The organism is Paenibacillus brevis, from assembly GCF_018919145.1.
Lineage (GTDB): Bacteria > Bacillota > Bacilli > Paenibacillales > Paenibacillaceae > Fontibacillus > Fontibacillus brevis.
Genome location: NZ_JAHLQJ010000006.1, coordinates 249,363 through 273,198, shown reverse-complemented (window position 1 = coordinate 273,198; position 23,836 = coordinate 249,363). Strand labels below are relative to the sequence as shown.

The 23,836-nt window shown below is 50.0% G+C and carries 23 protein-coding genes and 1 pseudogene; 10 read left to right on the top strand and 14 right to left on the bottom strand.

Annotated features, from left to right (window positions below; genetic code table 11):
• Together KQJ23_RS09270 and KQJ23_RS09265 are read right to left on the bottom strand one after the other, a co-directional pair.
• A pseudogene (locus KQJ23_RS09270) lies at window positions 1-110 on the bottom strand (ABC transporter ATP-binding protein); the annotation flags it as partial.
• 245 nt (window positions 111-355) lie between these two features.
• Window positions 356-829: a Dps family protein gene (locus KQJ23_RS09265; RefSeq protein ID WP_216478545.1), complete on the bottom strand. Its 474-nt coding sequence runs from the start codon at window positions 827-829 to the stop codon at window positions 356-358.
• Window positions 830-1,151: 322 nt separating this feature from the next.
• On the opposite strand from KQJ23_RS09265, the gene KQJ23_RS09260 reads away from it, so the two are divergent.
• Window positions 1,152-1,766 (top strand): hypothetical protein, encoded by a 615-nt coding sequence (locus tag KQJ23_RS09260; RefSeq protein WP_249529616.1) that lies wholly within the window; start codon window positions 1,152-1,154, stop codon window positions 1,764-1,766.
• Between the two features lie 73 nt (window positions 1,767-1,839).
• Here the strand turns inward: KQJ23_RS09260 and KQJ23_RS09255 are convergent, their stop codons facing one another.
• Window positions 1,840-2,214, bottom strand: a complete 375-nt coding sequence (locus KQJ23_RS09255) for a DUF423 domain-containing protein (protein ID WP_216478544.1) — start codon at window positions 2,212-2,214, stop codon at window positions 1,840-1,842.
• A gap of 133 nt (window positions 2,215-2,347) precedes the next feature.
• On the opposite strand from KQJ23_RS09255, the gene KQJ23_RS09250 reads away from it, so the two are divergent.
• The 5 genes from KQJ23_RS09250 to KQJ23_RS09230 all read left to right on the top strand — a co-directional run bounded on the left by KQJ23_RS09250 (window position 2,348) and on the right by KQJ23_RS09230 (window position 8,251).
• Entirely contained in the window at window positions 2,348-3,199 is an 852-nt protein-coding gene (locus tag KQJ23_RS09250; protein ID WP_216478543.1) for a DegV family protein, read from the top strand.
• Window positions 3,200-3,466: 267 nt separating this feature from the next.
• Entirely contained in the window at window positions 3,467-4,327 is an 861-nt protein-coding gene (locus KQJ23_RS09245) for a DegV family protein (protein WP_216478542.1), read from the top strand.
• A gap of 155 nt (window positions 4,328-4,482) precedes the next feature.
• The gene (gene yhbH / locus KQJ23_RS09240; RefSeq protein ID WP_216478541.1) at window positions 4,483-5,658 is read left to right on the top strand and encodes a sporulation protein YhbH; all 1,176 of its coding nucleotides are present in this window, start codon (window positions 4,483-4,485) and stop codon (window positions 5,656-5,658) included.
• An 8-nt stretch (window positions 5,659-5,666) separates the two neighbouring features.
• The gene (locus tag KQJ23_RS09235) at window positions 5,667-7,112 is read left to right on the top strand and encodes a SpoVR family protein (protein WP_216478559.1); all 1,446 of its coding nucleotides are present in this window, start codon (window positions 5,667-5,669) and stop codon (window positions 7,110-7,112) included.
• Between the two features lie 164 nt (window positions 7,113-7,276).
• Window positions 7,277-8,251, top strand: coding sequence for an aldo/keto reductase (locus KQJ23_RS09230; RefSeq protein ID WP_216478540.1), 975 nt, complete (start codon window positions 7,277-7,279; stop codon window positions 8,249-8,251).
• 76 nt (window positions 8,252-8,327) lie between these two features.
• Here the strand turns inward: KQJ23_RS09230 and KQJ23_RS09225 are convergent, their stop codons facing one another.
• The 5 genes from KQJ23_RS09225 to KQJ23_RS09205 all read right to left on the bottom strand — a co-directional run bounded on the left by KQJ23_RS09225 (window position 8,328) and on the right by KQJ23_RS09205 (window position 14,224).
• Window positions 8,328-9,128, bottom strand: a complete 801-nt coding sequence (locus KQJ23_RS09225) for an ABC transporter permease (protein ID WP_216478539.1) — start codon at window positions 9,126-9,128, stop codon at window positions 8,328-8,330.
• Window positions 9,125-10,075 carry an ABC transporter ATP-binding protein gene (locus KQJ23_RS09220; protein WP_216478538.1) on the bottom strand — a complete coding sequence of 317 codons (951 nt, stop codon included), beginning with the start codon at window positions 10,073-10,075 and terminating at the stop codon, window positions 9,125-9,127. The genes KQJ23_RS09225 and KQJ23_RS09220 overlap by 4 nt, the downstream gene beginning before the upstream one ends.
• A 15-nt stretch (window positions 10,076-10,090) precedes the next feature.
• Window positions 10,091-11,179, bottom strand: coding sequence for an ArsR/SmtB family transcription factor (locus tag KQJ23_RS09215; RefSeq protein ID WP_216478537.1), 1,089 nt, complete (start codon window positions 11,177-11,179; stop codon window positions 10,091-10,093).
• A 191-nt stretch (window positions 11,180-11,370) separates the two neighbouring features.
• Entirely contained in the window at window positions 11,371-12,918 is a 1,548-nt protein-coding gene (locus tag KQJ23_RS09210; protein WP_430522291.1) for an amidohydrolase, read from the bottom strand.
• 121 nt (window positions 12,919-13,039) lie between these two features.
• Complete coding sequence (locus tag KQJ23_RS09205; RefSeq protein ID WP_216478536.1) at window positions 13,040-14,224, bottom strand: PstS family phosphate ABC transporter substrate-binding protein; 1,185 nt, start codon at window positions 14,222-14,224, stop codon at window positions 13,040-13,042.
• Window positions 14,225-14,390: 166 nt separating this feature from the next.
• Between KQJ23_RS09205 and KQJ23_RS09200 the strand changes: the two genes are divergently transcribed.
• Window positions 14,391-15,047, top strand: a complete 657-nt coding sequence (locus KQJ23_RS09200) for a YitT family protein (protein ID WP_346779368.1) — start codon at window positions 14,391-14,393, stop codon at window positions 15,045-15,047.
• Between the two features lie 53 nt (window positions 15,048-15,100).
• Here the strand turns inward: KQJ23_RS09200 and KQJ23_RS09195 are convergent, their stop codons facing one another.
• Window positions 15,101-16,996 (bottom strand): PrkA family serine protein kinase, encoded by a 1,896-nt coding sequence (locus KQJ23_RS09195; protein WP_216478535.1) that lies wholly within the window; start codon window positions 16,994-16,996, stop codon window positions 15,101-15,103.
• Window positions 16,997-17,385: 389 nt separating this feature from the next.
• On the opposite strand from KQJ23_RS09195, the gene KQJ23_RS09190 reads away from it, so the two are divergent.
• Entirely contained in the window at window positions 17,386-18,132 is a 747-nt protein-coding gene (locus KQJ23_RS09190) for a DUF2161 family putative PD-(D/E)XK-type phosphodiesterase (RefSeq protein ID WP_216478534.1), read from the top strand.
• Here the strand turns inward: KQJ23_RS09190 and KQJ23_RS09185 are convergent.
• Window positions 18,127-18,552, bottom strand: a complete 426-nt coding sequence (locus tag KQJ23_RS09185) for a hypothetical protein (protein WP_216478533.1) — start codon at window positions 18,550-18,552, stop codon at window positions 18,127-18,129. The genes KQJ23_RS09190 and KQJ23_RS09185 overlap by 6 nt on opposite strands.
• A 167-nt stretch (window positions 18,553-18,719) precedes the next feature.
• Here KQJ23_RS09185 and KQJ23_RS09180 point away from each other — a divergent pair, with 167 nt between their 5' ends.
• Both KQJ23_RS09180 and KQJ23_RS09175 read left to right on the top strand, forming a co-directional pair.
• A complete protein-coding gene (locus KQJ23_RS09180; protein WP_216478532.1) occupies window positions 18,720-19,124 on the top strand; it encodes a hypothetical protein in 405 nt (134 codons plus the stop codon).
• Complete coding sequence (locus KQJ23_RS09175) at window positions 19,121-20,188, top strand: phosphodiester glycosidase family protein (RefSeq protein ID WP_216478531.1); 1,068 nt, start codon at window positions 19,121-19,123, stop codon at window positions 20,186-20,188. Before KQJ23_RS09180 ends, KQJ23_RS09175 begins: the two co-directional genes overlap by 4 nt.
• A 492-nt stretch (window positions 20,189-20,680) precedes the next feature.
• Here the strand turns inward: KQJ23_RS09175 and KQJ23_RS09170 are convergent, their stop codons facing one another.
• From KQJ23_RS09170 to KQJ23_RS09155, 4 genes are all read right to left on the bottom strand, one after another.
• Window positions 20,681-20,926 carry an AbrB/MazE/SpoVT family DNA-binding domain-containing protein gene (locus KQJ23_RS09170; RefSeq protein ID WP_212940875.1) on the bottom strand — a complete coding sequence of 82 codons (246 nt, stop codon included), beginning with the start codon at window positions 20,924-20,926 and terminating at the stop codon, window positions 20,681-20,683.
• Between the two features lie 122 nt (window positions 20,927-21,048).
• Window positions 21,049-21,513, bottom strand: coding sequence for a tRNA (uridine(34)/cytosine(34)/5-carboxymethylaminomethyluridine(34)-2'-O)-methyltransferase TrmL (gene trmL, locus KQJ23_RS09165; RefSeq protein WP_044477665.1), 465 nt, complete (start codon window positions 21,511-21,513; stop codon window positions 21,049-21,051).
• A 112-nt stretch (window positions 21,514-21,625) separates the two neighbouring features.
• A complete protein-coding gene (gene serC, locus KQJ23_RS09160) occupies window positions 21,626-22,714 on the bottom strand; it encodes a 3-phosphoserine/phosphohydroxythreonine transaminase (protein ID WP_216478530.1) in 1,089 nt (362 codons plus the stop codon).
• A gap of 153 nt (window positions 22,715-22,867) precedes the next feature.
• On the bottom strand, window positions 22,868-23,761 hold the full coding sequence (locus KQJ23_RS09155; RefSeq protein WP_216478529.1) for a hypothetical protein: 894 nt from the start codon (window positions 23,759-23,761) through the stop codon (window positions 22,868-22,870).
• Window positions 23,762-23,836 lie beyond the last annotated feature (75 nt).

The following is a 23,836-nucleotide window of genomic DNA, read 5'->3' as shown; positions in this document are numbered from 1 at the left end:
CCCATAATCGCATGAATCTCTCCGCCTTTTATTTCAAGGTTGATCCCTTTCAGAATCTCTTTCCCCTCGATTTCTGCTTTCAAACCTTCTACAACAAAATTCGTTGCCATGCCTATTGCTCCCTTCGTTCATCATTTGAGCTATCCTTTACAATTTGAAGTCATTATAACATAATGATTATCAAATTAGAATAATTCTAGATGATTATCATTGATTATCAGTCACTCTCATAACATTCTAACCTACTTTACTTGCTTAATCAACGGAACCAGACAGAGTCCCGGAGGATCTTGTCGATTAGCAGAAGAGGCTTGACCATAGCGGTCAAGCCATCTTCAAGTCCCTCATTCTGCGGTTAATCGAGATATGATCTCAGCATCCACATATGCTTCTCGACATCGCCCTTGAAGCCGGTCAATAAGTCTGCTGTCGGTTCATCGCCTTCCTTGTCAGCAAGCTCGATCCCTTCAAGGAACGATTCTGAAAGAGTAGCCAGATCTTCAATCAGCTGCTGCACCATTGTCCGTGAATCCTCTTGACCGGTCGCTTCCTGAATCGTTGCAATCTCCAGGTATTCCTTCAGGGTTGCCGAAGGACTGCCCTTGATTGTAAGCAAGCGTTCGGCAAGGGCGTCCATCTTTTCGGTAACATCGTTATACAATTCTTCAAATTTCTCATGCAGGGTGAAGAAGTTCTCGCCCTTCACATACCAGTGATAATTATGCAGCTTCACATAAAGAACATTCAGGTTGGCCACCTGTTCATTAAGGACTTGTTCCAGACTTGATTGTTTCGTTTTGCTTGAAGATTTTGCATCGGCTTTAGCCATTTCAAACCCCTCGCTTTCGATAATGATCAAGAGCTCAATAGTGTAAATATACCCGTACAAGGTTGAGCCTAAACAAGCTGTATTCTTGTCAATATTATACTCCATTTCCGTTGAAAAAGGAAAAATCAGGTCCGGCATCCCTGCGATGAAATCGCAAGAAAGGTGCTGAATCAAATCGAAAATTGTTGAGTAATCTGATCAAAACTACTTATAGTAAGAAAAATCTTAATTTTTTTGTATTTGATCGTCGAAGGACTAGGAATGTCCTGCCACTGGTGCTATGATATTGAATGCGAAACCTATCAAGAATGCTGGGGGCAATATGGAAAATCAGAAGAATGAAAAACCAAAAGAAGGCAATACAGCGAAGGCATCAAGCACAAAGGAAGATCTTGGCTTCTTGTTCAACGTTGAAATTCTAGTCCGCAGCGAGACCAACGCGAAGGCACTGCAATTGCTGCTGCAATCACTCAATCAAAGCGGACATATTATTGATTATAAAGTCAACTCAGGAATCGAGCTTGGAGCGATTATCGAATCTCTGCTCTCCACAAAGAAGCAATCCATCATATCCAGATCGTACAAGAGATTGAATGTAGCAAAAGATGAAGAACAGACTAAAGCCTCCTCCTCCAAAGCAAGTAGCGGCAAAAACCCCAGCCCTGCCAAGGCTGAGCTGTCTCAGGACAGCAGCAAGCAAACCTCGTTCGACGAATTTGCCAAAAATGAAGAGTTTACACTTTGGATCCAAAAGTTTATTATTGAAAATCGGCTGGTCCGCCTGCTTGTTCATCGGCAAGGGGAACGGGTCAGCATTCCTTGCAGAATCTTGAATTACATGTCCGATACTTCCACGATCAATGTGTATCATGTTGATGAGAAGCGCGTGTATACCTTCAGATTAAATGAGATTATCGATTTTATCGATATCAAATAAGAACTTCATTTATCTAATATGAATGCCCCGATATTCCATCCATGTGAATATCGGGGCATCCTTATTTAATAGATTAGCTTTTCTTCAGCACGCCAACCGCAAGCATCAGCCATCCTGCCAGGAAGGCTACCCCGCCTAACGGAGTAACCGGACCAAGCCAGCTCCACCCTGCTGTGGAGAGCAGGTACAGGCTTCCGGAAAAAAGCACGATGCCGATGAGAAACAGCCGGCCCGCCCAGCGCAGCCGATCGTGATCTCCTCCCAAGCCCGAAGCTGCGGCCGCAAGTATCATTGCGATCCCGTGAATCATATGATAATGTACACCGGTCTCATAGGTTCCCACTGCATCCGGTCCGATGATCGGCTCCAGTACATGTGCGCCAAAGGCGCCCAGAGCGACGGAGAGCAACATAAGGAATGCTCCGGTTGCCGCCATTTTCCGATTCATAATTCAAGCACCTCCTAATATATGTAAGGGATTCTGGCATTCACCTTTTACTCTAACACAATTTAAAAGATGTTAAACCGCATTCTTTTTTGTTAGAATAGAATTTGGATTATATGATAGCAAGGAGAGACGTATGTCAAAAGTCAAAATTTTTGCGGACAGCACCTCTGATTTGCCGACAGGCTGGGCCAGCGAGCATCAGATCGGCATCATTCCGCTCTATGTTGTTTTTGATGATCATACTTACAGGGACGGACTGGATATTACACCAGAGCAATTGTATAGCAAGGTTGACGCGATCGGTTCTCTGCCCAAGACGACTGCTCCGTCACCGAAGGACTTTATGGATGCGTTTGCTCCTTACATTGAACGCGGTGAAGAAGTCGTTTATCTGAGTATTTCCTCGCACCTGTCTTCGACTTATCAGAATGCCCTGCTGGCAGCTGGTGAATTCCCGGAAGGGCGTGTACATGTGGTCGATTCCCTGAATCTATGCAGCGGTATCGGCTTATTGGTCATGAAGGCAGTCGGCGCGGCACAGCAAGGCAAGAGCGGCAAGGAAATCGTAGCTCTACTGGAAGACTGCCGCAGCCGAGTGGAGACAGAATTTGTAATTGATACCTTGGAATATCTATATAAGGGCGGCCGCTGCTCCGGCATGCAAAATTTCATTGGCAGCCTGCTGCAAATCCGGCCCGTTCTGAAGCTGGTTCATGGAACGATCATTCCGGCCTATAAGGTACGGGGCAAGCAAGAGAAAGCCATTCAGCAAATGTTGGATAATGCGCTTGCGCAGAAGGATCACATGGATGACGACCTGATTATCGTCGCCCATACGATGGCCGAAGAAGCTGCACAGAAGCTGGCTGCTATTCTGCGGGAACAGACCGGTGTGCGCGAGGTTGCGCTGGCAGAAGCCGGGTGCGTGATCTCCAGCCATTGCGGTCCTCATACGGTAGCTATTATGTACATGCGCAAGTCTTGATCCCTTTAAGAGGTTGTTCAAAAAGTCATCTTTTGATCACGAAGTGTTCCAAGGGGTTGATTCGGCGCCGAATCTTGCGTTCACCCTCGAAGTCCAAGCGGATGCTTACGAGGCATGCTTCCTTTGGAAGCATTTCGCTCATGTAGGTTCTGCCTACACTCCGTTCCTCCTTCTTCGGGTTCTCGCAACCTTCTCGGTGCTGAAAAACTGACTTTTTGAACACACACTTTGAGCGCATGACCTGTGACAAAGGAGGTTCTAATCTTTATGGGGACGATTAAGTTTTTTGCGGACAGCACCTGTGATCTTCCTCCAGAATGGATCGAAAAATACGATATCGGAATCGTACCGCTTTACGTCACATTCGGGGATGCTACATACCGGGACGGTGTAGATCTTCAGGTTCCCGAATTATATGATCAGGTTGCGGCAACCGGGCGGTTGCCCAAGACAGCTGCTCCTTCACCGGCTGATTTCATAGCTGCCTTCTCGCCTTATATTGCGGAAGGCAGATCCATTATCTATATCAGCCTCTCATCCGAGTTGTCTTCAACATACCAAAATGCCCTCATCGCTGCAGAAGAGTTTCCCGAAGGACAAGTCCATGTCTTTGACTCGCTGAACCTGTCATCCGGAATCGGGCTGCAAGTGATGAAGGCCGTACGCGCCGCAGAAGACGGAAAATCCGCAACGGATATTTTGACCATGCTCGAAGCCGTCCGCCCTCAAGTCGAGACCGAGTTCGTAATTGACTCTTTGGATTACTTATACAAAGGGGGGCGCTGTTCGGGCATGCAGAATCTGGTTGGCAGCCTCCTGCGAATCCGTCCTGTGATCAAGGTAATCGACGGTAAAATGACTCCGGCCTATAAAGTGCGCGGCAGCCGGGAGAAAGCGATGGATCAGCTGCTTCAGAACGCACTGGCCCGGATTCCGGAAATGGACAATGATCTCATTTTTATTACGCATTCCTTGGCTGACGAGGATGCGGTACAACTGGAGGCTGCGCTTGCCGATGCAACCCAAGCCCGGGAAATTGCCATCTCCAATGCGGGATGCGTGATTTCCAGCCATTGCGGAGCCAAGACCATCGGCATTCTGTTTACCAAGTCCATAACTCAATCATAATGGAAAAATTGTTCTTCTTCTCTGCCCTTCATGGCAGCCTGCGGTGCTTCAGATTCCGCGGCTGCTGCGAAGGGCTTTTCACATATCAGGCCTCCCCGCGAATATACTTTAGTTACAAACACTCCGCTAGATCATGATATTGGGAGGTGCTGACAATGTCATCAACGAATCCGAATGCTTACAATTTCGTCGTCTCCAAGGAGGATTGGTCCCTGCACCGCAAAGGCTACCAGGATCAGCAGCGGCACCAGGAGAAAGTGCGGGAAGTCATCAAGCAAAATTTACCCGACCTCGTGACGGAAGAGAACATTATTATGTCGGACGGAAAGCAGATTATCAAGGTTCCTCTGCGGAATCTGGAGGAATATCGTTTCATTCATAATTTTCAGAAGCAGAAGCATGTCGGTCAAGGAGATGGCGACAGCCAGGTGGGCGATATACTGGCAAAGGATAACCCCAAGGAAGGCGGTAAGGGCGGTAAAGGAGATAAGGCCGGCGATCAGCCCGGGGTTGACTATGTTGAAGCAGAGGTCAGCATGGAGGATTTAGAGAATCTTATATTCGATGAGCTTGAGCTGCCCTTTATTGAAGACAAGGATAAAAAGGAGCTCGACGCCGCTTCCTTCCGCTTCAACGATATTCGCAAAAAAGGGCTGATGTCCAACATTGATAAGAAACGGACGATTCTAGAGAATCTGCGGCGCAATGCGACCGCCGGCACCCCGGGCATCCACGGCATTTCCCCGGATGACCTTCGCTTCAAAACCTGGGAAGACATCATGATTCCGCGTTCTAACGCAGTCATCATTGCCATGATGGATACAAGCGGCAGCATGGGCAGCTTCGAAAAGTACTGCGCGCGCAGCTTCTTTTTCTGGATGACCCGGTTTTTGCGCAGGCAATACGAAAAGGTTGAGATTGTCTTCCTGGCCCATCATACAGAAGCCAAGGAGGTAACCGAGCAGGACTTCTTCACACGCGGCGAGAGCGGCGGTACGATCTGCTCCTCGGTCTATCAGAAAGCGCTGGAAATCATTGATGAACGCTACCCTCCTTCCAGCTATAACATCTACCCGTTTCATTTCTCTGACGGAGATAATCTCACCTCCGATAATGAACGCTGTCTCAAGCTGATTCAGGAGCTTCTGGCCCGAACCAATATGTTCGGCTATGGTGAGGTGAACCAGTACAACCGGGGCAGCACGCTGATGTCGGCATACCGGAATTTGAAGCAAGACCGGTTCATGTACTATGTCATCAGGGAAAAAGGCGAAGTATACAGTGCGTTGAAGCAATTTTTCCATAAACGGGAAAAGGGGGCGCTGTCTTGAGTAATGAGATGACGCAACTGGAGTATGCCATCGCAGAAATTATGGAGATCGCAGACGGTTTCGGGCTGGACTACTATCCGATGCGGTACGAGATCTGCCCTGCCGACATCATCTATACCTTTGGCGCTTATGGTATGCCTACCCGCTTCAGTCATTGGAGCTTCGGCAAAATGTTCAATAAAATGAAGATGCAGTACGACTTCGGTCTGAGCAAAATATATGAGCTGGTGATCAATTCCAATCCTTGCTATGCTTTTCTGCTGGAGGGGAATTCCCTCATTCAGAACAAGCTGATTGTCGCCCATGTGCTGGCCCACTGCGACTTCTTCAAGAACAATGCCCGGTTCTCGAACACGAACCGGGACATGGTCGAGAGCATGTCCGCAACCGCAGAGCGGATCAGCAAATACGAGCTGCAGTACGGAGCCGCAACCGTGGAGTCCTTCATTGACGCTGTGCTCGGCATTCAGGAGCATGTGGATCCCCAATTGATCCGCCCCATGCGCTACGATAAGCGAAGACAACTGGAAGAGCAGCTTCGCCGGAGCAAGGAGGCCTTGCACGGCTTCTCACCCAGCGGCCCTTATGATGATCTGTGGAGCCTGGATTCTATAGAAGAGGAGAAGCCAAAATCTCCACCCGGCAAATCGGGAGGGCCGGATGTGTCCATCAGCTTTCCGCCCAAGCCGGAGAAGGATATCGTCTGGTTTATTCAGGAATACTCGGAAGCGCTCGAGGATTGGCAGCGGGACATCATGAGCATGCTTCGCGAGGAGATGCTCTACTTCTGGCCGCAAATGGAGACAAAGATTATGAACGAAGGCTGGGCTTCGTATTGGCATCAGCGTATTCTCCGGGAAATGGATTTGACCAGCGAGGAGACGATTGAATTTGCCAAGCTGAATGCATCTGTTGTTCAGCCCTCCCAGCAAAGCCTCAATCCTTACTACCTTGGACTGAAGATTTTCGAGGATATCGAGCGGCGCTGGGACCGTCCTACCGAGGAGGAGCAGGTTCGATTGGGGCGCGAGCCCGGGAAGGGACGCGAGAAAATATTTGAGGTCCGGGAGCTGGATTCGGACATTTCCTTCCTTCGCAGCTATTTAACAAAGGAATTGGTCCGTGACCTGGATTTGTACATTTTCGAGAAGCAAGGACCGGAGTGGAAGATCACTGACAAGTCCTGGGAGCATGTCCGCGATCAGCTTGCCTTGTCCAAGGTAAACGGCGGTTCCCCTTACATCGTCGTAGCGGATGGCGATTATCAACGTGCCGGCGAACTGCTTCTAAAGCATCAGTACGAGGGCATTGAGCTGGATCTGAAATATTTGGAGCGAACCCTGCCGTACGTCTACCGCCTTTGGGGCAAGAGCGTCCACTTGCAAACTGTGGTGGAGGGCAAAACGGCGCTGTTCAGCTATGACGGGGAGAAGCATTATCGGAAAATTTTGTAGCAGCGATTTGAAGTATTGGTATACTTCACAGGTCACCCCGGCTTACAATCTTGAGTTCCACTAACATTAATGAAAAGCAGTCTTTCCTCATTTGTGGTCAGACTGCTTTTTTTGCATGCGAATAGCGTTATAATAGAGGTCTAGAAGAAAATAGGAGGAATACGATGAAAACAATCCCTTTACAGCAGCACGGTATTCCCGCCAGTCAGCTTGTGCTTGGCTGCATGCGTATGGGCGGAGACTGGGACAAGAACAGCCCGATTACAGAAGCGCACTACAAAGAAGGACAAGCTGCGGTTGAAGCTGCTTTGGAAATCGGCATCAATATGTTCGATCATGCTGATATTTATACTGCCGGCAAAGCGGAACAGGTGTTCAGCCGCGTTCTGAGCAATCAGCCCGATCTTCGTGAGAAGATCATCCTCCAGTCCAAATGCGGAATCCGGTTCGAGGATGAGCAAGGACCGCACCGCTTTGATTTTTCGGAGCAGCACATCCTGAACAGTGTTGACGGTATTCTAAGCCGCTTGGGTACAGAATATCTCGATATTCTGCTCCTTCACCGTCCTGATGCGCTCATGGAGCCGGAGGAGGTTGCCTCCGCTTTCCATAAGCTGAAGGCATCAGGCAAGGTTCGGCATTTCGGCGTGTCCAATATGGGACAAGGCCAAATCAAGCTGCTTCAACGTTATTGCAAGGAGCCGTTCGTTGCGAACCAGCTTGAAATGAGCCTGCGGAAACTCGGATTCCTGGAGGTTGGAACGCATATTAACCAGGAAGAAGCCAAGCAAAATGTGTTCCCGGAAGGAACGCTGGAATTCTGCCGCATGGAAAATATTCAGCTTCAATCCTGGGGCCCGTTGGCTCAAGGCATCTATTCCGGACGCTCGCTCACGGATCAGCCTGAAAGCGTCGTGAAGACAGCTGAGCTGGTACAACAACTGGCTAAGGAAAAGGGCACGACCGCCGAGGCGATTGTGCTTGCCTGGCTGATGACCCACCCTGCCGGAATCCAGCCTGTGATCGGCACGATCAACACTGACCGGATCCGCGCCTGCCGGGAGGCGGCTACGCTGCGCTTGACCCGTGAAGAATGGTACTCGCTATATATCAGCTCACGCGGCAGAAAATTGCCTTAAGACATGAAGCAGCAGCCCTGGATCAAAAATGATCCAGGGCTGCTGCTCGTTTAATCGTTTATTTTCTATAATAATGCTAATCGCTAACCCTCCACCCGATCAACCGATGAACGGCAAACAGAGAAATCATCGTAAAGGCCAGCATGACCAGGCAATCCAGCATAACCCCTGTTGTCCAACCCGCTGTCAGAATGGTCCGCATGGCATCCGCCGCATACGTGGTAGGCATTACATAAGCCAGCCATTGCAACGGATAGGGGAGTTGTTCCATCGTCACCATAACCGGCGAGAGAAACGATATGACCATCATTAACGCCTGGCATAGCATATTGGTAAATTGAAAGGTGGGCGACCAGAACCCGAGTAAGATGCCTATGCCAACTACGCTTGTCAGACTCAAGACCATGACCGGCAGCAATCCGGGAGACAGCGTAAGCTGAATATCATAGATTACTTGCGTCAGCACCCCCAGGATCAACAGGGAGGGAACCGTGTTCATCAGCCCCCTCAGCAGATTCGCGATCACAAAGTTTTGCTTGGATATCGGCAACGACGCATAGAAAGTAAAGTGATTCTGGTGCTTCTGCATAGCAATCTCTTGCCCGAGTGAATTCATGCCCATAACAACCAGCCCAAATACCAGGTTGCCCGCAATGATCTGAACAATCATTTCTTCGCTGGGATTCACGGTGTAGAACCGCATAAACAGAAAGGTTGCCAGCGGGTAGAGCGTAGCCATCAGAATAATCCACATCCAGCTGTCCTTCACGGTTGCAAACTGAATCCGGAACAATATGGATACTTCCAGACGCCAGCGAGCGAATCTGCCGGATATCTGCGGCAGCCCTGTATCTGCAGATGGCATCAACGTATTCATGCGCCCGCCCCCTCTTTGCCTTCATGATCAATATGAAAATAAACATCTTCAAGGCTTGGGGGCAGCACCGAGAATTCATCAACGGGCAGATCCTCACTGGATATAATCATGTTCAGCACATCTCCGGCCTCTTCTTTGTTCACCAGCAGATTCATTCGATTGGCTCCGTGCCGCTGAATAATTCCCCACCCTTTCAGGACTTCTTCAACCTCGTCACTAGCTCCATACGCCGTTTGAATCTCGAATTTAAGCCGCTGATCCACACGCTGCTTGAGCTTGGCCACACTATCGAGCGCAAGCAAGCGTCCATGATTAATGACGGCGACCCGGTCAACGACCTGCTCGGCTTCCAGAACATTATGGGTGACCAGAATGACGGTAGCTCCTTCGAGATTATATTCGCTGATCAGCTCCCAGACGAGGCGGCGTTTAGCGGGATCAAGCTCATTTGTAGGCTCGTCAAGAATAAGGACGGGGGAATGGCCGATCAGAGCCGTACCGATCCCGATCATTCTTTTTTGGCCTCCTGACAGTCTCTTAAGCTGTTTATCTCTGGCCTCGGGAATCTCAAATCGCTCCAGCAGCTCATCCGCCTCCCGCATAGCCCGGGACTTAGGCATTCCCCGGAGTTGACCGGTAAATACAAGCGCCTCTCTGGCGGTGAGAGCATTCAGAACATGGGGCTCCTGGGCAAAATAAGCTACCTGGCCGGCAACCGTCCTAGTCTGCTTGTAAACATCAATCCCGTTGTAGAGCACTCTTCCTTCTGTAGGCTTAAGATGACCGACCAGCTGCTTGATTAACGTTGATTTGCCGGCGCCATTCGGTCCGAGCACCCCGACGATCTCTCCGCGTCTGATCTGCAGAGAGATCTCCTTATTCGCTTTATATTTTCCCTTTTTATAAATCATGCTGACTCGCTCTGCCTCATACAATATCTCCTGCACGATTCGCGCCCCCTTTCACCGCAACAGCATATCTTTGCTTAGATCCATAAACGAGCCGAGCCGGTCTCGGTCAAGCACATAGTAAATGCGATTGTCTGCTCGGGTAATCCGGATTAAGCCGAGATCAATCAACAGGTTCGTATGGTAGTTAATCGCGGCAGGAGTCAGTGATAACAGCTGTGCAAGCTCCCCGCCGTACCGGTTGCCATGCTTAAGCAATTCTATGATCTCCAGACGACGTTTATCGGAGATGACCTTGAGGAACTGCTCCATGGTCTCCTTATCTTCCCGCTGCAAAGCCAAAGCGTGATTGCGATGACCTAGAATTAACCAGCTTGGATGATCCTCCTCATTGAAGTGACGGAAGTCGACTCTGATCTGCGAGATATAGCTGACATGGACCCGCGTAGGCTTGACGACCAGCTCCGGACCAGAATTGGCAATTTCGAGGAAGGCCTTCTCAGGCTCCGCAAGGAAATAGGTCTCAAATGCAGCAGCCCCCTCTCTGCCCAGCTCTCCCAGCTGATCACCTAAAAGGGTAAATCCATGCTCCAAAAAAGCTTTCAGCAGCAAGAGCGTTCTTTGCTTGAATTCCTCGGGAAACTTCACGGCCTCCAGCAGATCAGCATGGTATTCTTCATCCGCCAGCAAATGGGACTGAACGAGAGAAACCAATAACTCTCGCTCTACGCTCACCTCGTCAAAGGAATGCTCCCCCCGCCAATCCGGCTGTACATGAGCATACATAGATTCCGCCAGCATGGCTGCCAGAAGAAGCGAATCCTGTTCCTGATACCTTGCAAGATAAGCCTCCGCAGTCTCGACCTCATCATCGTCGTAAAACACCTGACTAAGCACAGCGTCCAAACGGTCATATACCATCGATTTTCCGAAGTAACGGGACATCTCCCGCTTGATATGGGGCGAGAGCCGTGCATGAACCAGCTCCAGCATCTCCGAAAACTGCTGATCCGGGACGAATTGAATTTCACGGGCTATTCCGGGAATATACTCTGCCTTGGCAGTCATCGTTAGGGCTGCGATAAATTCAAGGGGTTCCCAATATCCGAATTTCATTTTTTGCTTGATCAGTCCATTATCCATAGCTTCTCCTTAGGTAGTTTAATTTTCATTTAATATTTATTGAATATAGTTAAGTATTTATTAAACACATACTAACATCATTCATTTTTCATGTCAATCGAGATGGTATGCAGCTTCTTCTTTATAAAAAAAAGAACCGGATCAAAGATCTGATCCGGTTCTTCGTGAAGCAAGTCGAGCAAGAGTTTATGTTAAGCCTGATAGCCGATTTCCCCGTTCACAATCGTCATTCTCACTTGGGCATCCAGCAGTTGCTGAGGATCTCCTTCAAGCTCACGGTCCAGCACGGTGAAATCGGCGAATTTACCGACTTCTATTGAGCCGCGCTCGCGGACTTCTCCGGCGGCAAATGCGCTGCCGCTCGTAAATAGCGCGAGCGCTTCAGCCGTCGTCAGCTTCTCTTCGGGCAAGTAGCCCTCATGGTCTTCCTCCGGCTTGCGGCGGGTAACCGCCGCATGCATTCCAAGCAGCGGGCAAAGCGGCTCAATCGGCGCATCGCTGCCGCCTGCGCATACAATCCCCGCTGCGCTTAACTTCTTCCACGCGTACAGGTATTCCGTACGCTGCGGACCCACCCGGTCCAGCACCCAAGGGAAATCGCTGGCCACGAACCGCGGCTGGATGTCTGCCGCCAGCGGGAGCGCCGCCATCCGGCGCACCAGCCCCGCATCCAGCACCTGGGCATGGATCAGCCGGTCGGGAAGCCGGCTGTCCTGCGCCAGCGGGAGCTGCTCCATCGCCCGCAGCGTCAGATCGGCGGCTCCGTCGCCGATCGCGTGCACGGCGATGGGGAAGCCCTGCCAGCGCGCTTCGCGGACAATGGCAGCGATCCCTTCCTCGGAGTGGATCGCCATGCCCCGGGTCTGCGGAGCATCGCTGTACGGCGCCTGCAGCAGCGCCGTGCGGCCGCCGATCGCCCCGTCGGCGAAGAGCTTGACCGCACCGATGCGCAGCCACTCATCCCCGGCGCCGGCGCGAAGTCCCCGTTCCTGTGCTTCTGCAAGGAACGGATAGTAGATGAGCTGGTGGGTCCGGAAGGCAATGCCTTCCTCCTCCCGCAGCTCATGACAGATTTGCAGCATCGTCTCGATGCTGCCCAGGAAGCGCAAATCCTCGGTATGCGCAGCGGTTAGCCCCAGGCGCAAAGCATCGAGCCATGCGCGGCGGATAGCATCTTTTTTCACCGTATAATCCGGTTCCGGCTGCACCTTCGTGAAAGCGGCGGATGCTTCTTCATAAATCCAGCCATTCAATTGTCCCGACTCGTCCCGGCCGAAGGCCCCTGACTCCGGATCTGGCGTGTCTGCCGCAATGCCTGCTCTATGATATGCCTCTGTATTGGCGAGATAAGCATGAAAGCATGTCCGCATCAGAAAGATCGGATGACGCTCGCTGACGGCATTCAGCTCCTCCAGCGTCGGGGCTTCAGCAGGTGTGAAGTTGTTCTCATTCCAGTTCAGCCCCAGAATCCATTCTCCCGGCGGCGTTAATTCGGCCCGTTCACGCAGGAGGCGCAGCATCTCCTCCTTGGAGGCAGCACCGCTGAAATCGAGCATATCCAGCTTCATGCCATGCATCGACAGATGCATATGGGCATCGCTCAATCCGGGCAGCACGACCGCACCTTCCCAATCAACCGTCCGGACATGCCGTCCTGCGAGCTGGAGCTTCAGATCCTCTTTTCTGCCAATGGCCTTGATCCGGCCTTCCTCTACATACACCGCATCTGCAGCATTCAAGACTCCAGTATCAGCTAATCTTGTCCATTTCCCGTTTATATACAATGTGCCTGCGGACACTTTAACCTCTCCCTTGCGTGCATCTGTTTGATATAATTCATCTACTACGAATCCATTAACACTATCGTCTCTGTTCCACCGGCGTATACCCTGTCTTCTCGATCAGCTCCTGCCCTTGCGGAGAGAGGACCCATTCAATCAGCTTATCGACGTTCGGATTGTCGCTCCCCGCCGTCACGGCATAAAACTCCGAAGCCAGCGGGTAGTCGCCGTTAGCAATGGTCACCCGATTCGGGATGACTCCATCTATCTCCAGCAAGCGGATATCTCCATTCCGTACCATTTCAGTCGCATAGAACAGGAATGAAAAGCCCAGCGCATTCTTATGGTTCCGGTAATCCGACGTCCTCTGAATGATGCCGCCCATGCCGGACACCACATCCTCGCTTGGCGCCTCTGCCAGCTCCCGCCCTTCCATGATCTTTTGCAGCATCGTCTGACTTCCGCTTCCCTCCGGTCTTTGAAAAGCGCGTATTTCTTTATTCTCTCCGCCAACCTCGCTCCAGTTCGTGATCTCGCCCGAATAGATGCCGAGAAGCTGTTCCGTCGTCAATCCCTGCACCGGGTTGTCCGCATTCACAAAAAACACAAATGCCTCCCGTCCGATCGGAGTCAGCTTCAGTTCCAGTCCGTTTCTGCGGGCCGCTGCCTTCTGCGGCTCTGACGGAGCAGCGGCAAAAATAAGATCCACCTCGCCCTCGATCAAATTTTCATACGCTTCAGGCGTAGTGTTCACCATCACTTCGCTATCCTTGTAGGAATATTCCTGTTCAGGATACACAGCCTGCGCAAATGCCGCATACAGCGGATAAAGAGCTGTCGCCCCGTCAAGCCTTGGAAGCTCTGATGTCAGCTTCAAAGCGGCAGGCTCACTCAGTTCAGCCAGCTTGCTGCCCTCTCGAAAAGGCATATAATGATCCATATCCACTTCCTGATCACTAACTACAGGAATGCTGTTATAGTAGGCTTTCCAGCCCTCATGTCCTGCCGAGGCCAGCGCCGCAATGATGATAACTCCCAGCAAAGACCACCTCAGGATCCGATGAAGACGTGACGTTATGAACATAAATAAAATTACAAATATAGCCGTTGCCCCTGTACCCATCAAAATAAGTGCCGAATAGAATGGATCAATTCCCATTAGTGCAGTGAACCCATATATGACAAGACCTGCAAGGGCAATTCCGCAAACAGCTACAATACTCAATATAATTTTTACGGTTATCTCTCCTGCTTGCTTCGCCATGACTTCCCCTCCTCATTGATCAAACATTCCATTACAGACACCTTGATCCCTGCTTTTCATATGTACAAACCTTGAAATTTATCCCCTTCATGCATCGCCTCATTCCCCTGCTCATAAGTTGTATAGGAGGACTAGCCTGAAAATCCATCCCCGAAGGGTGATTTCCGTGACAACGATTACTTACAACTCCCGAGCACGCTTTTTCCGGCGGCTATGGCAAAAAAACATTCATATCCTGGCTGGCTCTCTGATCCAGGGCTTTGCCATGGGTGTATTTTTATTTCCGCATGCGATCCCTGCCGGAGGCTGTGCCGGGCTCGCCATTTTACTCTACCATAGTCTGCAGCTCCCGGTCAGCATCGGACTCTGGGCCACCAATATTCTATTCCTCCTGCTCGCTGTGCATCATTTGGGAAAGGTCAGTGCTGTAGGGACGATCATCGTCATCACCACAACGGCGGTATCGGTTAATTTTTTTCAGGTTTATCTTCACTCTCCCTTTTCAAATGTATGGCTGGATTTGATGGCCGGCTCTGTCTTTCTTGGCGCAGGAATCTCGGTATTGCTGCGCGAAAGGTTTACCAATGGGGGGATCGGCTTCGTCGCGCTTGCGCTCGCAAGGCGGCGCAAAGTCAATCCCGGATCAACCCTGTTCTGGATGAATGCCGTCATTTTTCTGCTTACAGCTGTCGTCATTGACTGGAGTATCATCGTTCTTGCTCTGTTATGCCAATGGATCTCTACACGAATTGTAAAAATGGTATATTCACCTGTCATGCTGCTCAAGCGGCCGCTGTATTTCGGGGCATGGCGAAAAAAGTAACGCTAAAAAGCCAGTTCATCCTCTTCAGGATCAACTGGCCCTTGGTCTATTCATTAGCGGTTCAGCAGACTTCCTACATAACGTAACAGCTCATTCGCGCAGACCGGGCAATAGCCATGCTCATCGATCAGCCGCTTCGATACCTCGTTAATCCGCTTCAACTGTTTTTCATCTGGCGTTTTAGTTGAAGTGGTGATTTTGACGATGTCCTTCAAATCCGCAAACAGCTTCTTCTCGATCGCTTCTCTCAGCCTGTCGTGATGATTGTACTCAAATTTCTTGCCCTTGCGGGAATAGGCCGAAATCCGAATCAGGATTTCTTCCCGGAAGGCCTTCTTGGCATTTTCCGAGATGCCGATCTGCTCTTCGATCGAGCGCATCAGCCTCTCGTCCGGCTCCATCTCCTCATCGGTCAGCGGATCACGAATTTTCGTCCAGTTGCAGAAGGCCTCGATATTGTCCAGATAATTCTCGAACAGGGTCTTTGCCGACTCATCAAAAGAATAGACAAAGGCTTTCTGAACCTCTTTCTTGGCAAGCTCATCATATTCCTTACGGGCAATGCTAATATAATTGAGATAGCGCTCCCGCTCCTCCTTCGTAATCGAGGCATGCTGGTCAAGACCATCCTTGATCGCCCGCAAAATGTCGAGCGCCCCCATGCAGTGCAAATCCTGCTTGATCAGCGCGCTGGAAATCCGGTTAATCACATAACGGGGATCTACCCCGGACATTCCCTCTTCCAGGTACTCGCTTTGCAGTTCCTTCAAGTCTGCATCCTTATACCCCTCTACCTCTTCACCGTCATAAAGCCGCATCTTCTTTACGAGATCGACGCCTTGCTTTTTCGTCTCTTTCAGGCGAGTAAGGATAGAGAAAATAGCTGCCGCGCGTAGCGCATGCGGGGCAATATGCACGTGATTCATATCGCTCTGCCCAATCAGCTTGGCGTAAATCTTCTCCTCCTCAGAGACCTTGAGATTATATGGAATCGGCATAACAATCATGCGGGATTGCAGCGCCTCATTTTTTTTGTTGGCAATAAACGCTTTGTACTCCGATTCGTTCGTATGAGCGATGATCAGCTCGTCGGCCGAAATAAGAGCAAATCTGCCGGCCTTGAAGTTCCCTTCCTGGGTCAGTGAGAGCAGGTTCCACAGAAATTTCTCGTCGCATTTCAGCATTTCCTGAAATTCCATCAGTCCGCGATTCGCTTTGTTCAATTCGCCATCAAACCGGTATGCACGGGGGTCTGACTCGGATCCATACTCTGTAATCGTGGAGAAATCAATGCTTCCCGTCAGATCGGCAATATCCTGGGACTTCGGATCCGACGGGCTAAAGGTCCCGATCCCAACCCGGTTGTCTTCGGATAGCAGCACTCGTTCTACCGCCACCTGCTCGATGTCGTTTTTGTACTCGTTTCTCAAGCGGAGCTGGCATACCGGGCATAAATTACCTTCGATCCGAACCCCCAGCGCCTGTTCCACCTCAGGCCGAAGCTCATGGGGAACCAAATGAAGCGGATCTTCATGCATCGGGCAGCCGGATATCGCATAGACCGCTCCCTTTTCCGTGCGCGAGAACTTCTCCAGCCCACGTTTTAGCAAGGTAACAATTGTTGATTTACCGCCGCTGACCGGTCCCATAAGCAGCAGAATCCGTTTGCGTACGTCCAGCCTTCGCGCCGCGGAATGGAAGTATTCCTCGACCAGCTTTTCAACCGCACGATCCAGTCCGAATATTTCCTGTTCAAAAAATTTATACTGCTTGCGGCCATCCCTTTCCTCCACCCCGTAGGATTCAATCATGGCATACACCCGGGCATGTGCCGTCATGGCAGGGGATGGATCCTTGACCAGCAACTCGATATAGTCCTTGAATGTACCGTTCCATGTCAACGATTCACTTTCCGCCCGATAAGCTGATATGCGTTCAAAAATTTCCATGCTCGCTACCTCCTGTACTCCGCTAGGTGTGGTTAGCATCTATCCTCAAGTGATCTGGCGGCTGATGAAGCCGGGCTTATGTCTCAAGTAATACAATCCTATGCAAAGGGAGCGGATAAGTTGACCTTGGGATATGATATAATTTTCTAGTGCAATGGAAGTTGAACTAATGATTCTACGCTGGAGGCAACGTGTGAAGTGTTCTTACGATCGCTGTTGTTCGCGGATTTCTATGATTGAACTAAGCCATCACATAGTAGAAATCCGCTCACAAAGGCGAACGCTTACGCTTCTACAGCACACTTCACACTTATGCCCTTTCTACGTAGCTCTTTAGCTCAACTTATACAGTTGCTCCATAGAAAAGGATAAAAGGAAGTTGGGTACAAATGGCAGTCCAGTACGAAACCGAATTATATGCTCCTCTGAAGGCATTTTTTGAGCAGAAGGGGTATTCGATTAAGAGTGAAGTTAAGCACTGTGACCTGGTAGGTGTTCATCCGGAGCGTCCGGAGCTCCTGATCGTCGAAATAAAAAAGACCTTCAATTTGCCTCTTTTGCTGCAGGGGCTGGAGCGCCAGAAGCTTAGCAGCGAAGTCTATCTGGCCGTAGAACGTAACCGGAGCAAACGCGGAGCCCATAATCAGCGGTGGAACGAGATCACCCTGCTATGCCGCCGGCTCGGGCTGGGATTGATAGCTGTTACCCATTACAAGACAAAGCCTCCGTTTATCGAAATTCTCTGCTCCCCCGGCGATCAGGTTATTGTACCGGCTGCCAAGGTAATCAAGCGGCGCTCCGAGCGTCTGCTCAACGAGTTTCATGAACGAAGCGGGGATTACAATGTTGGCGGGAGCCACGGCACGAAGCTCGTAACCGCCTATCGGGAAAAGGCTCTTCGGATGGCGCTTGTCATGCGGGATCATCAGGGAATTGCGCCACGCGAGGTTAGGGATGCCAGCGGTGTCGGGAATGCTGCGAGCATCCTGCGCAGCAATTATTATGGATGGTTCATTCGCGTCAGCCACGGGCAATACGCCCTAACGCCTTCCGGCATCGACGCGCTGTCTCAATATGCGGAAGTCCTTGAGGGGCTGAGCTTGATTGCCACAGCCAAGTCCGAGGAAGGGTCATGATTCGTAACGGGCTGTGAACGAGTTGATTTCTTCCTCAAGGCGTTCCAGCCCTTCGGCAATTTGCTCCGGGCTAAGACTCTCGAATTGGAGTAAGATTACATCCTCTCGCTCTGACTCACTCCCTACGGCCACCCCTCTAAGCAGCACCGCCTTCCGAAGAACTGATGGTTGAAGGCCCGACGGCAGCTTCAGCCTTACTGCCGGTAATGATTTTCTCTCCGCCTCATCCTTTAATAACAATAATCTGCGTTCATCCTCCTTTTCCCATGCGGGAGCCCAATCCAGAATATTCTCCTCAGTGCTGATAGAGCTTCTTCCATCCGTGAATGAGATAAAACGCCCCTCTTCCAGATGCTCCGCCACTTCACGTCTCTGTTCAGCTGGCCAGCCGGACATGAATTCCTCCAGCCATTGCTCCATGTCGCTTCCTCCCGTCTATGATCATTACAACGATTGTACCTGAGTATAATTTGTCCTTACAAATTGTACTTGAAATGCTTCTATTCTATGAAACTTGCAATCCTTTTGCACTGAGAGAAGGTGCATGATAGAATGTAGACTGGAAATAACAACCCAGAGGTGATCTCATGTCTTACAACCCGAGTGACAGCGCCGAGACCCTTTCCCGAAGCAAGAAAAAACGAATTTCTCCGCTTGCCGTAATCCTGATCTGGATCATTTTGATCGGAGCAGGGGGAACCGGCGCGTATATGTATAGCAACCATTTAAAAGAAACGATGCTGCTAGAATTGGATGCGGCCATGGCTGCACGTACCGAAGCGATGAGAACCGAGTATTCGGCACAGCTGGACGAGCTTGCTAAGGAAGTGGACGAGCTTGAATCCCAGGTCCAGAGCTTCAATGAATTGCTGGAATTCACCAAAGATAACACTACGAGCAAGACGGATAACAGCAACCAGCTGTATACCCAGCTAAGTCAGGTACAAAAGCAGCTTGCTGAACTTCAGAAGAAGATGGACCTGCTTAAATGATGGCGGATACCAAACGAATTAATCGCTTCTTCCTGCTGGCAACAGGGCCGCTGCTCGGGCTGGTGCTTGCCTTGCTGATTGGAGGAGCCGGCATAGATTGGACAACAGACGTAGAGGGACTTACACAGGATACAAACATTCCTGAGGTAACTAGCATTATCGGCAAAGACCTCGCCCAAGCGGAGGAGGCTGCCAAGCTGACGGCTTCTTCCTTGAAGGAGACCGCTGAGCTGTATCATAAGACAACCGAAACGATGGCATCCATCAAGAAGACTGCTGCTTATACAGCGGATCGCCCGGAAGTGATCTATAATAAACGGATTACTGCCAAGCTGGGCACGCCTTATCAGACCATTCAAAGCGATAATTTAAGAATCGAGCTCTATAAGATCAACCCCGGAACCTACAAGGGCTACGTGATGAAAGTAAAGCTAAAATCCCCCGATGCGATGAAGATGACACTCGGGAAGGATGTGTTTGGAGGAGCAGAGACCACGCTGCAGGCCGCCAAGCGGTACGGTGCCGTAGCCGGAATCAATGCGGGGGGCTTTGCCGATTCTGACGGCAAGCGTTATCCTATGAGCACGACTATGCTTGACGGCAACTATTTGAGCGGCTTTCAACCAACCTTCAAGGATTTGTTCTTCGTAGGCATGAACCACTCCGGACAATTAATCGGAGGCAAGTTCAAGCAGAAGGAGGAGCTGGATAAGCTTCAGCCGCTGTTCGGCGCAACCTTTGTACCTATTCTCCTGAATAATGGTGTAAAGGTAACGATACCTGACAAGTGGAAGAAGTCCCCGCTTCGAGCGCCGCGTACGGTCATTGGCAATTATAAGGATGAGCAGCTGCTCATCCTTGTCATTGACGGACGGGATGAGAAAGGAAGCTCCGGAGCTACGCTTGAGGAGGTACAAGCCAAGCTGTTTAATCTGGGTGTCCAGGATGCCTATAATCTGGATGGCGGAGGCTCGTCTTCGCTTGTCGTCAACGGAAAGGTTGTCAACAAGCCTTCCGACGGGCAGCTTCGTCCGGTCCCTACCCATTTTCTGTTCTTCAAGTAGGGGATTGGAACTAAAGATTTAAAGACGATTGTGATATATATCAATAATTGATTTATTTTTTAAATAATCGAGGGTATAATAAGGGAAGGAATGTCGGATTATTTCGGAGGTGTGTGACCGTGTCTTTCTCGCTAACATTTTGGATTATCACACTAGTTCTTGCTTTGTTTCTATGCGGTATTTTAACCTCTTCCTACAACGACGATAAAACAAAAGGTCTATGAGAGGTGGTTCAAAAAGTCATCTTTTGATCACGAAGTAAATCAAGTGGTTGATTCGACATCGAATCTTGCGTTCACCCTAGAAGTCCGGTACTCATGTAGGTTCTGCCTACACTCCGTTCCTCCTTCTTCGGGTTCTCGCAACCTTCTCGGTGCTGAAAAGCTGACTTTTTGAACACGGACTATACGAAGTAGTTCCAAAAGATCTCTATGAATATAAATAAGCTTCCCTTGGCGGGAAGCTTATTTATTTCCTAGGACCTCATCAGTCCTAAGCAAGCTGATTCATTTCGTGCAAGCATTGTGTGCAAATGGAGCGCTCCTTGAATTCAGCGACCTGCTCCATGGATCCACAGAAAACACACTTCGGACGGTATCTTTCCAATATGATGTGGTCACCTTGTACCAGAATTTCTACAGGATCCCCTTCATTCATTTGATATCTCTTTCGCAGCGATTTGGGTAAGACGATTCTTCCCAGTTGGTCCACTTTACGAACCACACCAGCAGGCTTCATACAGTGTAACACCTCTCCTGTAACATAAGTTATGTAAAAATAGAGCAAAATACCTATCTTCTATACTATCAATTCGATACATTTTACAGGATTCCTGCTTCTTCGCTAACAATCGACAGATTTTATTCCATTCCCGGATAATCCAGCTGTCTTAACGCCTCGTACACAATGATTGCCGCGGAATTGGACAGATTCAACGATCTCACCTTATCCGTCATCGGCATCCGCATCAGCGTGTCAGGATGTGCAGCCAAAATTTCCGGAGGAAGCCCCTTGGTCTCCTTGCCGAACACAAAAAAGTCGCCGTCCTGAAATTCAAAATCCGTAAACCGCTTCTTCGCTTTGGTCGTCGCAAAGAAGAAACGGCTTCCGGCATATTTCTCCTCCACTTCACGGAAGGAATCGTGATATTCGATATGAACCGCATACCAGTAATCCAATCCCGCACGCTTCAAGGTCGCGTCATCTGTCCGAAAGCCAAGCGGCCGTACCAGATGCAAATGGATTCCTGTTGCCGCACAGGTTCGCGCAATATTACCGGTGTTAGCCGGGATTTCAGGTTCTACAAGTACAATATGCAATGCCATGCTGATCAACACCTCGGAGAATGTATTTCCCGTCTTGGAGAAGCTCCAAAATAAAAGCGGCAGCCCTGAAGGAAGCCTTCTGCTGCCGCTTCGGTCATTCTCTTATTATACCTTAACCATGCTGTTTCTGGAACTCAGCCATAAAGTCGGTCAGAGCCTTTACACTCTCATAAGGAACCGCATTATAGATAGAAGCACGCAAGCCCCCTACACTGCGGTGGCCCTTAAGTCCTACGAAGCCTTCTGCTTCCGACTGCTTGATGAATTGCTTCTCCAGCTCCTCCGAGCCGAGACGGAAGGTTACGTTCATGATCGAACGGTCCTTCGGATTTGCACATCCCCGGTAGAAACCGCCGCTTTGATCGATCGTTCCGTACAGCAGGTCAGCCTTAGTCTGATTCTTCGCTTCAATTCCTGCAAGTGCTCCTTGCTCTTCAATCCACTTAAGCACTTCGTTCACCATGTAGATTCCGAAGGAAGGCGGCGTGTTATAGAGCGAGTCATTCTCCGCATGGGTGTCATAACGGAAGTAGGTTGGCAAATGAGCCGGAGAATTCTGCAGCAGCTCCTCACGGGCAATGACCACGGTCACACCGGAAGGACCCAGGTTTTTCTGAGCACCGGCATAGACGAGTCCAAATTGATTCAGGTCAAACGGACGACACAGGATATCGCTAGACATATCCGCAATCAACGGAACACTGCCTGTATCCGGGAACTGACGGAACTGGGTCCCTTCAATGGTCTCATTGGAAGTAAGGTGCAAGTAAGCTGTATTATCCGGCAAGTTCAGCTTGCTGACATCCGGAGTGGACATATACTTGTCCTCTTCGGAGGAGGCTGCAATGAACGTGCTTCCAATCAGTTTAGCTTCTTTGATTGCCTTGTTTGCCCAACTGCCGGTTTTCACATAGCCAGCTGTCTTTCCTTCAGACAATAGATTCATCGGGATCATCGCAAATTGGGTAGTCGCTCCGCCTTGGAGGAACAATACTTTGTAGCCTTTCGGATTACCCAGCAACCCAAGCAAACGGCTGGACGCCTCATGATGTACCTCTTCATATACTTTGCCTCGGTGAGACATCTCCATAATAGACATGCCTGTCTCCTTGAAATCAACAAACTGTGCCTGTGCACGCTCAAGTACTGCAAGCGGCAGGGCAGCCGGTCCCGCATTGAAATTGTAAGCTCTCTTTGTCATTGCTCCCATCCCTTCTCTTCCGTGTCAAGCCTGGTCAAAGTTTTAGGATTATCATAGCAACTATTCTTTTTTCCAGCAAGACGATATTTCTCTAGAACATCAATAATTTGCAGAATTGACACATTAACGCTTTATTTTAACACAGCGAATGGGCTATTTTGTATTTTCGGAGAAAAATTCATACGTTCTGGTCCACTTGATGCATTCTCCCGGTTCCGCTTCAACCCTGTAGAAGATTTCCGGCGAGACAACATAGCGCCGCCCCCACACCGCTGCATAAGATACCTCCAGTCGGCTGATCTCCCTTACCCCTGCCCCGCTAGGAAGATGGGATAGCTCCCACAAATAGGGTTCCCGAGTTCCATCATATCCCCCTGTCCGGAAATAGAATTCACGCTCGGGTATTTTCCCCCATATCACCTTTCCTGCATCGAACATCAATTCCTGAAGCGTCTTATTATCGTCGGCCTCAGGCTGTAGGTTTACCGGAAACTCCAGCCTATAATCGGGCCCCATGGAGTAACCGTTAATATTCAGAAAGTTGTGGCAATACTCCTCTGTAGACAGCTTCTTCTGGCCTGTATTGTGCAGACTGTACTCTATGGACAGCCTTTGCCCGTCGATGGAAATTTTCTTCTCCAATAACGCTGCATATCCTCCGCATTCCTCCGGCAGGGTTCTGAAGATCATCTCTTCCGGACTTTCCCGTACGATCTCAACTTTAAAGGGCTGAACCGGATAATCTTTATAAAATAAATACGGCCCTTCATCCGTACGCGTCAGCAGCCCCACGCCCAGCTTGGGAAATTGCTCCCCTGGCTTCGTGTCCTGGTACCCAATAGCCTCCTTGATACCAAATTCATGGCAAAGCCCCATTCCCCCGCCTTGCCCTTGGGTCGGATTCTCCGAGGTACAGAAGCTGTGTCCTCCATCAAGCAGGGTGATGTCCGTAATCAATCCATTCCATTCAAAACGAGTCTCGCGATAGCCTTCCCCGGGCTTGGCAATATCGACAGTGAGAATTCCATTCGTTAATTGGTACGCCATTTCTGAGGTCTCCTTCTTTCTTATCAGAATAGAAACCCCGGAAGCCATCAAAAGCCGCCAGGGTTTCCTGTAAGG